This is a genomic window from Pseudomonas sp. EB271-G4-1 (assembly GCF_058791355.1).
Genome location: NZ_JBYTEO010000036.1, coordinates 1 through 12,145 on the forward strand (window position 1 = coordinate 1; position 12,145 = coordinate 12,145).

Below are 12,145 nucleotides of genomic sequence, written 5' to 3' on the forward strand. Positions count from 1 at the left end.
GTTAAAAACTGTTACCTATGTGCTTGAACTGTTTTGTTACCTATGTGGGTGAGTCATACCGGCAAAGCCTTTTGCTTACTTTTTGGCGTTTGAAAAAGTGAGTCGCTGTAAGAGCGAAACCATAGGAGGCCGTAACCGCAGCAATGGATATGTACCCCTAGACCGCGTCATCGTTCTTCGCCGGCAAACCTGGCTCCTACAAGGGTTGTGGTTGTTTTCAGATCCCCGCCAGTGCCAGGTCCATCGCAAAATACGTGAAAATCAGATCAGCCCCGGCCCGCTTGATGGCGCCCAGGCTTTCGCGCACCACGCGATCTTCATCGATAGCCCCGGCCTGTGCGGCGAACTTGATCATCGCGTACTCCCCGCTCACCTGATACGCCGACAAGGGCAGGCGCGAGGCTTCGCGAATGTCGCGGATGATGTCGAGGTACGCTCCGGCCGGCTTGACCATCAGCGCATCGGCGCCTTCCTGTTCGTCCAGCAGCGACTCCCTCACCGCCTCACGACGATTCATCGGGTTCATCTGGTAGCTTTTGCGATCGCCCTTGAGCGCGCTGCCGCCAGCTTCGCGGAACGGTCCGTAGAGCGCCGAGGCGAACTTGGTCGAATAGGCCATGATCGCCGTCTGGGTGAACCCGGCGGCATCGAGCGCCCGGCGAATAGCCTGGACCTGCCCGTCCATGGCGGCCGATGGGGCAATCACGTCAGCACCGGCACGGGCAGCAGCCACCGCCTGTTTGCCGAGGTTGAGCAGGGTCTGGTCGTTATCGACCTCAAGGTTGTGCATCACGCCACAATGCCCGTGGTCGGTGTACTCACAAAAACAGGTATCGGACATCACGATCATTTCCGGCACGGCGTCCTTGGCGATGCGCGACATGCGCGACACCAGGCCATTGTCGTTCCAGGTGTCGCTGCCATTGCTGTCCAGGTGATGGGACACGCCAAAGGTCATCACCGACTTGATCCCGGCACGGGCATATCGCTCGATCTCCCCCGCCAGCTTCGATTCCGGAATGCGCATCACACCGGGCATGCTCTTGATCGGCACGAAATCGTCGATTTCTTCTTCGACGAAAATCGGCAGTACCAAGTCGTTCAAGCTGAACTCGGTTTCCTGGAACAGACTGCGCAGGCTTGCATTGCGGCGCAGACGGCGTGGGCGTGCTTCGGGGAACTGACTGGACATGGAGATGCCTCAAAAAACGAAAAACAAGATGAAAGTCGTAGAGGGGGCAAAGCTTATGCCCTGCAAGGTGCAGGGCACAAATCACCCGGGAGAAATTACCCTTACCGCACCCGCAATAATCGCTCCTGCACAGGTCGGGTCAATCAAAGGGCCAGCGTGCCGTCGATACAGGTCACCACCGCCCCGCCGATCCAGATTTCATCCCCCACCTGTTCCACCTGGATGCGCCCCGCGCGGCCCATCGTCAATCCCTGGCTGACCACGTAGCGGGCCGGCGCCAGCCCTTCACCGAGCAGCCATTGGGCAATCCCGGCGTTGAGGCTGCCCGTGGCCGGATCTTCGGGCATACCGTCACCGGAAATGAATGCGCGGACTTCGAACTGCGCTTCATCGCCATCGCGTTCCGCATGCCACGGCGCGATGACACCCACGGCGAGGCCGAGCATGTGCGAATGGTCCGGTCGCAAGTCCAGGACTTGCTGGCGATCCGCGAGCAACACCGCCAGCCAGCCCGCACCGTTATCAACCCATTGCGCGCGGACAATCGCCTGCGGCTCCAGCCCCAAACCCAAGCACACACGCGCCATCAGACTGGCGTCCACCGGCCCGGTCTTGAGCAGTGGCGGAGCGAGAAACGCCAGCTCCGCGCCCTGCCGACGAACCCGCACCAGGCCGACACCGCACTCCTGGATAATCTCTTCGCCCTTGGGCACACCGCCGGCTTCAAGCCAGGCATGGCAAGTGCCCAGCGTCGGATGTCCGGCGAATGGCAACTCCTTGAGGGTGGTGAATATCCGCACCCGATAATCGGCACGGGGATCCTGCGGTTCCAGGATGAACGTGGTTTCGCTGAGATTGGTCCAGGTCGCGAACGCCGCCATGCGTTCATCGCTCAGCTTGTCGGCAGCAAACACCACCGCCAGCGGATTGCCTTTGAGTGGTACGCGACTGAAGACATCGACTTGCTTGAAATTGAATGAATGCATGGCCGTCCCTGGTCCTGATCAGATCGAATCGTTTGGCTTGGGGATTTCCAGCCCGCGCTTGACCGCCGGCCGCGCCAGGAATTTCTCCAGCACCCGCGTGACGTTGGGGAAGTTCTGGATGCCGACCAGGTCGGCGGCTTCATAGAAACCGATCAGGTTGCGCACCCACGGGAAGGTCGCGATATCGGCGATGGTATAGCGTTCGCCCATGATCCAGTCGCGCCCTTGCAAGCGTGCATCGAGGACACTGAGCAGGCGTCGGCTTTCCTCGACATAGCGGTCACGCGGACGCTTGTCTTCGTAGTCCTTGCCGGCGAATTTATTGAAGAAACCGAGCTGGCCGAACATCGGGCCAATGCCGCCCATCTGAAACATCAGCCACTGAATGGTCTCGTAGCGCGCCGCCGTTTCCTGGGCCAGCAATTGCCCGCTCTTGTCGGCGAGGTAGATCAGGATCGCCCCGGACTCGAACAGCGGCAACGGCTGGTCGTCCGGACCATGGGGATCGAGAATGGCCGGGATCTTGTTGTTCGGGTTCAGCGACAGGAACTCGGGCGACAGCTGGTCGTTGGTGTCGAAGCCGACGCGATGGGGCTCATAGGGCAGGCCGATCTCTTCGAGCATGATCGAAACCTTGACGCCATTGGGGGTCGGCAAGGAATACAGTTGAATCCACTCAGGGTAGCGTGCCGGCCATTTGCGGGTGATGGGGAACGCAGACAAATCGGTCATGGGAGCCTCCACGAGAAATTGAGAATGCCGATCATAAAGGAGATGACCCGGACTGCGGCGTCTGGCGCCATGATTATCGCTGATGGTCAAGATCAAGCGAGATAACTGTGTTTGTCTGACCGCTCGTGTAGGGTGTCAATAATTTCGCAACATCCTGTCGATAACCTTTGCTGCAACCCGCCAAAGGTTATCGGTAGAGTGCTGCGCTCTCGGCCGGAATCGAACCAAACGGGCTTCAGGGGACTCTGAGTAATGTCCCTTTGATACGGAACGGCTCCACGACATGGAAAACACCCGACGCAGGAAAGTCGCGGTGCAAAGGTTTGTCAGCCTTAACCCAATGCGCTGAAGAACCTTTTATTCAATGATCAATCCCTTGAAATTCACCCGACACTTTAAACATCGTGCGTATTTGCTCCTGCCTGCCTTGCTGGCAGCCAGCACGTTGTTTTTGGTGCTGGAGTCCAGCGAAAGCCGCGCCCAGCCGGTGGATGGCACCCAGACCCTGGTGTTCCTGCGCCATGCGGAAAAGCCCGAGGGCGGCCTGGGCCAGCTCAATTGCCAGGGCTTGAACCGCGCCATCGACCTGGCCACCCTGCTGCCAGAAAAATTCGGCAAGGCCGACTACGTGTTCGCCGCCAACCCGACGCGCAATGTCGAGGAAGGCGAACTGGACAACTCCTACAGCTACATCCGCCCCTTGATGACCATCAGCCCCAGCGCGATCAAGCTCGGTTTGCCGGTGAACATCAACTTCTCGGCCAACGACACCAGTGACCTGGCCGATGAACTGCTCCACGACAAGTACCACAACTCGGTCATCTATACGGCCTGGTCCCACGGCTATCTGCCAGAACTGATCAACAAGGTCGCCGGTGAAGCCGTCGGCAAGAAACAGAAGATCACCGAGGACTGGGAATCGAGCGACTATGACTCGCTGTACGTGCTGACCCTGACCTGGCACAACGGCAAGGCCAGCTTGCAAAGCCATAGCTACAAGCAGGGGCTGGATAACGGGCAGGAGAGTTGCCCGACCTGATTTTGGGGTGCCTGATAGGACGCCTTCGCGAGCAGGCTCGCGAAGGGTCCAGCAAGACCACCCTCACCCGCGCTGAATGCCCCGCTCGCGCAAATACTCCAACACCGCCCCCCGCTCCCCGGCAAACTCGATCCGCGCCCCTTTCTTCTCCCGCTGAAAGGCATACATCGGGTCGTAATACTCAACCAGCAAGCCCTCGATCCAGCCCCGGTGCAAATCCACCGCACCACTGCGCCCTTGCTCGGCCAAAGCCTCTTCCATCAGGATCAGCATGCGCCGGTGCCGCTCGCCGCCCAGTCGCTTTTGCACATTGTCCAGGCTCGCCAGCAAGCGCTCGGAAAACAGCGCAAAACCTTCCTCGCCATGCACCGCGATGAACTCTGCACACAGGTCCACCACGTAATCGCGCAGGATTCGCTCGATCCGCCCCTCCAGGCTGTCTTCGAGCCAGACCATCGGGAACTGCTGCATGCCCTGGTACAGCGGCAGTGGCAGTGCACAACTGCCGACCGCGCGGCTTTCGTCTTCCAGCACGAACTGTTCGAAACCGCGGGCACGCTTTTTCAGCACGTCCACGGCCAGGCGGTTTTCGAAGTCGATGTTCGACGGCTGGGCAGTTACGCGCTTGCCGAAACTGGAACCGCGATGGTTGGCATGTCCCTCAAGGTCCAGGCCGTTGTCCAGTTGCGTGAGCAGCTCGGTTTTACCGGTGCCGGTCATGCCGCCCAACAAGACGAAATCGCATTGGGCCACTGCCTGGTCCAGGGTTTCCAGCAAGAAGGTGCGCATGGCCTTGTAGCCGCCGCCTACCCGCGGATAGTCAATGCCCGCCTCGTCCTTGAGCCATTGCTGGACGATCTGCGAGCGCAGGCCACCACGAAAACAATACAACAGGCCATCAGGATGGGCCCGGGCAAAATCCGCCCAGGCCTGGATGCGCTCGGCCTTGAGGGTGCCGGACACCAACTGATGGCCCAGCTCAACCGCCGCCTGCTGCCCGTGTTGCTTGTAACAGGTACCGATACGCTGCCGTTCTTGATCATTCATCAGCGGCAGGTTGACCACGCCGGGAAACGAGCCCTTGAGAAACTCGACCGGCGCACGAGCGTCCATCATTGGCCGGTCGTTGAGAAAAATGTCGCGGTAATCAGTACAGTCGACGGGCATCACGACACCTCGACCGCGCGGCTCTGTCGCTCGACCAGTTCACCGATTGGCGTCAGGTTCAGTCCCAGTTCGGCGGCGACCGCGAGGAAGCCGGCGTTGCCCTCGGGCGTCACGGCAACCAGCAGGCCACCGCTGGTTTGCGGGTCGCACAGCACCCGCTTGTGCAGCTCCTGGAGGCGCCCGAGCTTGTCGGCGTAGCTGTCGAAATTGCGCAATGTGCCACCCGGCACACAGCCCTGGTCGATGTAATACTCGACGCCCGGCAAGCGTGGCACCCGTTCATAGTCGATGCGGGCGGTGAGGCCGCTGCCATCGGCCATTTCCACCAGGTGCCCAAGCAGGCCGAAACCGGTGACATCGGTCATTGCGGTAACGCCGTCCAGCTTGCCAAAACGGCTGCCGGGTTTGTTCAGGGTGCACATCCAGTCGCGGGCCAGGCCCACATCGGCACTGCGCAATTTGCCCTGCTTTTCGGCCGTGGTAAGCACGCCGATGCCCAGGGGCTTGGTCAGGTACAACAGGCAACCGGCCGTGGCCGTGTCATTGCGCTTCATGTGGCGCTTTTGCACCAAACCGGTGACGGCCAGACCGAAGATCGGCTCCGGTGCGTCGATCGAATGCCCGCCCGCCAAGGGAATCCCGGCCTCATCGCACACCGAGCGCCCGCCGCGAATCACTTCCCGGGCAATCTCTGGCGCCAGCACATTGACCGGCCAGCCAAGGATCGCGATCGCCATCAATGGATCGCCACCCATGGCGTAGATATCGCTGATGGCATTGGTGGCGGCAATGCGGCCAAAATCGAAAGGATCATCGACGATCGGCATGAAAAAGTCGGTGGTCGACACCACGCCACGTTCCTCATCGATGGAGTAAACCGCCGCGTCATCACGCGAGGCATTGCCGACCCACAGTTTCGGATCAAGATTCTGCGCCCCGCTGCCGGCCAGAATCACTTCCAGCACCTGGGGGGAAATCTTGCAGCCACAACCAGCACCATGGCTGTATTGGGTCAGGCGGATCGGCTCGCTCATGGGGGCACCTCTTGGGATCAATGGGGCCGATTCTACCAGAGCCGCCACTGCCCAAGTGGGCGCCGCCTGCCGGAATGCGCGGATGACATGCACCGTCGGACAATCCGAATGAATTTTCCCAGCGCCCAACGATCCCTCTATGTACAACAGGGAGGAACAAAGGCTCTATGAACAACGCAAAACTGTTCGTCATTGAATACACTCTTCATGGCGTCCCCAAGTCGTTCATCATCCGTCTGGACAAAATGGACAACGCGGAGGCCTGGCATTGGGCAAGCTGCGACGCGGGGGTTGGACGCATCCCTCGCTTTGGCCGTGAAAAAGTGCAAAAGACCAGCAAACCGATGGCAGAAAAATTCGGCGTGGAGAACGTCAAGTGGCGCCCGGCCGGCTAGCCGGGCAGCGATCAGGATTGGGGGGAAGAAAATGACTTCGACACTCGTCAGCAGCCCTGCACATCTGGACTACGGTCTGGATACGTTGTTCGGCCGCGTCACCCGCAGCACCGAGTGCCGGGTCGGCCTGGAACAGGTCGAAGGTGATCCGACGCGCTTTGCAGTGAGAGTCCCGGCGCCTTTGCCGGACGATCTGGAGCAGGCCAAGACGGTGGTGGTCAGGGTCGATGGTCGACGCCTGGCGGGCACCGTGCGCCACAGCGAACGGCAGGATGACGACAGCCTGAAACTGGAAGTGGAGCCCGACTAGGCCCCACGTTCCTGCGCACAAGGGTCAGTGCGCACACTTGCAGCCTTGATGGGCGCACTCTTCGCCGTGCTCGTGGTGCTTGGCACAGGCTTCACAGCAGTAATGCTTGCCGTGACGCACGACAGGATGTTCACCGAGCTTGCAGTTGCACTTCGGACAGTCACAGATGCTTTTTTCATCGGTCATGGCGCAGACTCCTTTGGCAGTGGTCGTCGGCGGGCTGGATGAGCAGCCCGTTGTACCAGTGTAGGAGTTGATCAGGAGGCAGGCCGCCTCAAGCGTTCAACCCGTTACCCGACTGCTGCTGCGATACATCAATACCAGGGCCAGGCCCAATAGCACCATCGCCAGCACCCGACTCCCCGACAACTCGATCGCCGGATTGCCCAGCCAGCCGAAATTATCGATCAGCATCCCCATCCCCAGTTGCCCGACGATCACCGCCACCGTCGCCACCGCCGTGCCCACCCGTGGCACCGCCCCCACCATCACCATCATGTAGACCACACCGAACAGCGCCCCGCCGAGCTGCCACTTCGGCACGTCCAGCAGGCTCACGGCGTGAGCCGGTTCGAAAAATACGATCAGTAACCCGGTCAGCACCGTCCCCACCACGAAAGTGAGCAAACTGCTGCGCAACACGCCAACCGTTTCACCCAGGCGCCCGTTGATCGCCGCCTGCACGCTCAGGATCGCACCGGCCGCCACGACCAGCGCCAACAAAATAATCAGACTCATCATCAACCCCGTGCAATCAGGACAAGTGCCGCGACAATCAGCAGCAAGGCCAGCCAGCGCTCAGCGTTGACTTTCTTGCGGGTGGTGCCGAACCAGCCGAAATGGTCGATCAGCACACTTTTGCCGACCTGCCCGGACAGGATCGCGATCATCGTCATCGCAATGCCGATGTGCGGTGTGGCCAGCGTCAGCACCACGACATAGACCGGCCCGAGAAAACCGCCGATCAATTGCCAGCGCGGTAATTGGCTCAGCGCCGGGCCCTGTTGCGGGCCGCTGAGCAGCAACAGGAAAAACAGAATCGCCGAGCCGACGCCAAAAATGCTCAAGGTCGCCCATAAATGACCGACCTGAATGCCCAACGGCCCCAGCAACCCGGCCTCCACGGACAAGCCCATGCCCGCCAGGATCACCAGGGGCAGCAGCAACAGGCGCAGCCCTGGCCGAGCGGTCGGCGTTGCAACGGCAGCGACGCTGTCGAGAGAAGAAGACTGCACGGTAAAACTCCGTTCAAGGAAACATGGCGCGCATTATCGATTGTCACTTCTGTGCGATAAATGGGAGCATCTGGACAACACTTTTGCGCAACGCGCACAGCAGGACTAACGATGCACGGCCTCAACGAACTGGGTTTCAAGGCACTCCGGCTATTTGTCGCGGTGCTCGACCACGGCAGCTTTTCCGAAGTAGCCCGCCGCGAGGGCGTGGCGCCCTCTTCGATTTCCCGCCAGATCCAGTTGATGGAACAGGCCCTGAACCAGCAATTGCTTTACCGCCACACGCGCGCCGTCACGCCGACCGAGGCCGGACGGCTGCTGGGAGAACACGCGCGATTGGTACTGGTGCAACTGGAAGAAGCCGAACAGGCCCTGCAGGAACAGCAAAGCGAGCCGAGCGGACTGGTGCGGATCAACGCGCCGGTGGTGTTCGGCCAGCGGCATCTGACCCCGTGGCTGGGGCAGTTGTGCGCGCGTTATCCGAAACTGCAACTGGATATCCAGCAGACCGACACCTACGTCGCCCCCTTGCAGGAAGGCGCCGACCTGCTGTTTCGCATCGGCCCCCTGCACGACTCCAGCATGCAGGGGCGAATACTGGCACCACAGCGCTTTCAGGTCGCGGCGAGCCCGGCATACCTGCAACGCTACGGCACGCCGCGACACCCTGACGATCTCGCCGCCCATCAATGCCTGGCCTACAAAGGGGTGGCAGGCCTGCAACGCTGGTTTTTCCGCAAAGGCCAGCTGCCATGGACCCCCTATGCGGTGAAAGGGCCGATCACCGGCAACCACGCCGACACCCTGACCCAGGCCGCCGTGCAGGGCCTGGGGCTGGTGATGTTTCCGTCATGGTTGATCGGCGAGGCGGTGCGCAACGGCACGCTGGTGCCGGTGCTGGGGGACTACCAGGTCTCCAACAGCCTTGAGCCGCAGCAGATCGCCGTGCTCTGGCCCGGCAGCCGCCGCCTGTCGGTGAAAGTCAGGACGGTGATCGACTTCTTTGTCGAATGCTTTGGCGAAGTCCCCTATTGGGACCTGTAGGAGCCGGCTTGCTGGCGAGGCGATGGGTGAAATCAGAGCACCATCGCCGCTATCCAGCCAAACACCAGCAATGGCAGGTTGTAGTGCAGGAAAGTCGGGACCACGGTGTCCCAGATGTGGTGATGCTGACCGTCGATGTTCAGGCCAGAGGTCGGGCCCAGGGTCGAATCCGACGCTGGTGATCCGGCGTCGCCCAATGCACCTGCGGTCCCGACGATACTAACGATAGCGATCGGGCTGAAGCCCAGCTGCACGCACAAGGGCACGAAAATCACCGCCAGGATCGGCACGGTGGAAAATGACGAACCAATCCCCATGGTCACCAACAACCCGACCAGCAACATCAGCAAGGCGCCGACGGCCTTGCTGTGGCCGATCCACGAGGCCGAGGTCTCGACCAGCGTCTGCACCTGCCCGGTGGCCTTGATCACTTCGCCAAAACCGGAAGCGGCAATCATGATGAAACCGATCATCGCCATCATCTTCATGCCTTCGGTGAACAGGTCATCGGTGTCGCGCCACTTGACGATGCCCGACACCGAAAAAATCAGGAAGCCCACCAACGCGCCAATGATCATCGAATCAAGCAGCAACTGAATGATGAATGCCGCGGCAATCGCCACGCCAGCGACAATCAGGCTCAGGGGGTTGTACTGCACCGCGACCTGCTCGACCTGCTCGATCTTTTCCAGGTCGTAGACGCGCTTCTTGCGGTAGCTGACAAACGCGATCAGCAGGCCCACGAACATGCCCAGTGCCGGGATACCCATGGCATGGGTCACGTTGATGCCACTGATATCGACGCCACTGCGGGCGACGTTGGCCAGCAGGATTTCATTGAGGAAAATGTTGCCAAAGCCCACCGGCAAGAACATGTACGGGGTGATCAGGCCGAAGGTCATGACGCAGGCGATCAATCGACGATCCAGTTGCAGCCGGGTCAACACATACAGCAGCGGCGGCACCAGCAACGGAATGAACGCGATGTGAATCGGCAGGATGTTCTGGGAAGCGATGGCCACGATCCACAACAGGCCGATCAGCAGCCATTTGACCTGGCCACCGCCACTGGCATGCTGCCGGTCGACCATCGCCAAGGCCCTGTCCGCCAAGGCATGGGCCAGTCCGGATTTGGCAATCGCCACCGCAAACGCGCCGAGCAACGCATAGGACAATGCCACCGTTGCCCCACCGCCCAGGCCGCTGTTGAACGCCTTGAGCGTCGCGTCGATGCCAAGGCCACCGGTCAGCCCCCCAACCAGCGCCCCCACGATCAGAGCGATTACCACATGCACGCGGGACAGGCTGAGTATCAGCATGATGCCGACCGCGGCAATTACTGCATTCATTGTCGTTACCTCTGGGCAAGCGAAAAGAGTCCGGCCGGCAGTCTGCGAGCGCCGTCTACGGATAAAGGAATGGGTTTTATTAGAGGGCGCGCACTTTGCCGGACGGCTGCCGCCTTGTCAAAGCCAACACTGCACCTGTAGGAGCTGCCGAAGGCTGCGATCTTTCGATCTTCAGCGCCTTCAAGGAGGTTGAAAGTCAAAAGATCGCAGCCTTCAGCAGCTCCTACAGGGGATAATTCGATATTTGTGGGGCGGCGTAAAGAAAGGCCGATCGCGGCCGTTACAGAGCAAAGTCGCAGATATTTATCGAATAAGGACGCGTCCATGTCGCTCAGACAACTTTCCATCCAATGGAAAATCACCCTGTTGGCCGGGTTATGCCTGGCGGGCATCGTGACCCTGCTGGTGGGTCTTTCGCTGTATCGCATGGAGCATAGCTCCGCACTGGTGAAAGCCTCGAGCATGGAGATGCTGACCGAAGCCGCCCAGGCCCGGATCGAGTCCCAGGGTGAAAACCAGGCGCTGATGATCCGCCAGCAGTTCATGGACGCTTATCAATATGGCCACGGTTTTTCGCGCCAGGTGCTGTTTCTGCGCGAGCAGGCGGAAAAGCGCTTCCTCGATGCCTTCGACCTGCGCGAAGACCTGACCCGCCAGGTCAAGTCGGCCTTGCAAGCCAACCCCGAGCTGCTGGGCCTATCGCTGGTGTTCGAACCCAACGCACTGGACGGCAAGGACGATCTGTTCAGCGGCCAGGCCGAACTGGGGAGCAACGACAAGGGCCGTTTCGCCCTCTATTGGTCGCAACCGACACCGGGCAAGGTGACGTCCATGGCGCTGCCCGAAAGCGACATCGCCGACACGCGCACCGGCCCCAGCGGCGAACCGGCCAACGCCTGGTTCACCTGCCCGCGCATCCGCCTCGCACCCTGCGTGATCGAGCCGTACTTTTATATGATCGACGGACAGAACGTGCTGATGACCAGCATCGTTTTCCCGCTGATGGTCAATGGCAAGGTCATCGCCTCGCTATCGGTGGACATCAACCTCAACAGCCTGCAGGCGATCAGCCAGAGCGCAAGCCAGAAGCTCTATGACGGCCAGACCAGCGTCAGCATCGTCAGCCCGGCCGGTCTGCTCGCCGGTTACAGCCTGGATGCCAGCAAACTCAGTCAGCGCCTGGAAGCGGTGGACACCACCACCGGCGCCGAACTGATGCACATGCTCACCACCAACAGCAAGACCGCCAGCCTGCACAGCCATCAGCAATTGAAAGTGCTGGCGCCGTTCCAGCCGATTCCCGGCGGCAAAGCCTGGGGCGTGCTGCTCGATGTGCCGGAAAAAGTCCTCGTCGGCCCGGCTGAGGCCCTGAAAAAACAACTGGATGACAGCAACACCGCCGGCACGCTGACCGAACTCGGCCTGGGCATCCTCGCGGCGCTGATCGGCTTGCTGCTGGTTTGGCTGATGGCACGTAGCGTGACCCGGCCAATTCTCGGCGTGGCGCACATGCTCCAGGACATCGCCAGTGGCGAAGGTGACCTGACCCGCCGCCTGGCCTATGACAAGCAGGATGAGCTGGGGCAATTGGCTGGCTGGTTCAACCGTTTCCTCGACAAGCTGCAACCGATCATTGCCGAGGTCAAGCGCTCGGTACAGGAC

General features: G+C 60.7%; 13 protein-coding genes and 1 pseudogene. 5 read left to right on the plus strand and 9 right to left on the minus strand.

Annotated features, from left to right (window positions below; translation table 11 throughout):
- Window positions 1–217: 217 nt before the first annotated feature.
- From hemB to AC3WWR_RS18485, 3 genes are all read right to left on the minus strand, one after another.
- Window positions 218–1,192, minus strand: coding sequence for a porphobilinogen synthase (gene hemB, locus AC3WWR_RS18475; protein ID WP_020799433.1), 975 nt, complete (start codon window positions 1,190–1,192; stop codon window positions 218–220).
- A 143-nt stretch (window positions 1,193–1,335) separates the two neighbouring features.
- Window positions 1,336–2,178, minus strand: a complete 843-nt coding sequence (locus tag AC3WWR_RS18480) for a PhzF family phenazine biosynthesis protein (RefSeq protein WP_492598932.1) — start codon at window positions 2,176–2,178, stop codon at window positions 1,336–1,338.
- An 18-nt stretch (window positions 2,179–2,196) separates the two neighbouring features.
- Window positions 2,197–2,910 (minus strand): glutathione binding-like protein, encoded by a 714-nt coding sequence (locus AC3WWR_RS18485; protein ID WP_492598933.1) that lies wholly within the window; start codon window positions 2,908–2,910, stop codon window positions 2,197–2,199.
- A 364-nt stretch (window positions 2,911–3,274) separates the two neighbouring features.
- Between AC3WWR_RS18485 and AC3WWR_RS18490 the strand changes: the two genes are divergently transcribed.
- Window positions 3,275–3,949 carry a hypothetical protein gene (locus AC3WWR_RS18490; RefSeq protein ID WP_020799436.1) on the plus strand — a complete coding sequence of 225 codons (675 nt, stop codon included), beginning with the start codon at window positions 3,275–3,277 and terminating at the stop codon, window positions 3,947–3,949.
- Between the two features lie 63 nt (window positions 3,950–4,012).
- Here the strand turns inward: AC3WWR_RS18490 and mnmH are convergent, their stop codons facing one another.
- Together mnmH and selD are read right to left on the minus strand one after the other, a co-directional pair.
- Window positions 4,013–5,116 (minus strand): tRNA 2-selenouridine(34) synthase MnmH, encoded by a 1,104-nt coding sequence (gene mnmH / locus AC3WWR_RS18495; protein WP_033045188.1) that lies wholly within the window; start codon window positions 5,114–5,116, stop codon window positions 4,013–4,015.
- A complete protein-coding gene (selD, locus tag AC3WWR_RS18500) occupies window positions 5,116–6,150 on the minus strand; it encodes a selenide, water dikinase SelD (protein ID WP_033045187.1) in 1,035 nt (344 codons plus the stop codon). The genes mnmH and selD overlap by 1 nt, the downstream gene beginning before the upstream one ends.
- 167 nt (window positions 6,151–6,317) lie before the next feature.
- Between selD and AC3WWR_RS18505 the strand changes: the two genes are divergently transcribed.
- Window positions 6,318–6,545, plus strand: a complete 228-nt coding sequence (locus AC3WWR_RS18505) for a DUF6555 family protein (RefSeq protein ID WP_020799440.1) — start codon at window positions 6,318–6,320, stop codon at window positions 6,543–6,545.
- A gap of 31 nt (window positions 6,546–6,576) precedes the next feature.
- Complete coding sequence (locus AC3WWR_RS18510; protein WP_033045186.1) at window positions 6,577–6,855, plus strand: hypothetical protein; 279 nt, start codon at window positions 6,577–6,579, stop codon at window positions 6,853–6,855.
- A 24-nt stretch (window positions 6,856–6,879) separates the two neighbouring features.
- On the opposite strand, the gene AC3WWR_RS18515 is transcribed toward AC3WWR_RS18510, so the two are convergent.
- From AC3WWR_RS18515 to AC3WWR_RS18525, 3 genes are all read right to left on the minus strand, one after another.
- A complete protein-coding gene (locus AC3WWR_RS18515; RefSeq protein WP_020799442.1) occupies window positions 6,880–7,041 on the minus strand; it encodes a Prokaryotic metallothionein in 162 nt (53 codons plus the stop codon).
- Window positions 7,042–7,137: 96 nt separating this feature from the next.
- Window positions 7,138–7,596, minus strand: a complete 459-nt coding sequence (locus AC3WWR_RS18520) for a DMT family transporter (protein ID WP_020799443.1) — start codon at window positions 7,594–7,596, stop codon at window positions 7,138–7,140.
- Window positions 7,596–8,090 carry a DMT family transporter gene (locus tag AC3WWR_RS18525; protein WP_020799444.1) on the minus strand — a complete coding sequence of 165 codons (495 nt, stop codon included), beginning with the start codon at window positions 8,088–8,090 and terminating at the stop codon, window positions 7,596–7,598. Before AC3WWR_RS18525 ends, AC3WWR_RS18520 begins: the two co-directional genes overlap by 1 nt.
- Before the next feature lie 111 nt (window positions 8,091–8,201).
- Here AC3WWR_RS18525 and AC3WWR_RS18530 point away from each other — a divergent pair, with 111 nt between their 5' ends.
- The gene (locus AC3WWR_RS18530; protein WP_033045185.1) at window positions 8,202–9,134 is read left to right on the plus strand and encodes a LysR family transcriptional regulator; all 933 of its coding nucleotides are present in this window, start codon (window positions 8,202–8,204) and stop codon (window positions 9,132–9,134) included.
- Window positions 9,135–9,166: 32 nt separating this feature from the next.
- Here AC3WWR_RS18530 and AC3WWR_RS18535 read toward each other — a convergent pair whose 3' ends face one another.
- Window positions 9,167–10,483: a Na+/H+ antiporter family protein gene (locus AC3WWR_RS18535; RefSeq protein WP_033045183.1), complete on the minus strand. Its 1,317-nt coding sequence runs from the start codon at window positions 10,481–10,483 to the stop codon at window positions 9,167–9,169.
- A 1,467-nt stretch (window positions 10,484–11,950) separates the two neighbouring features.
- Here AC3WWR_RS18535 and AC3WWR_RS18540 point away from each other — a divergent pair.
- A pseudogene (locus AC3WWR_RS18540) lies at window positions 11,951–12,097 on the plus strand (HAMP domain-containing protein); the annotation flags it as partial.
- Between the last annotated feature and the right edge of the window lie 48 nt (window positions 12,098–12,145).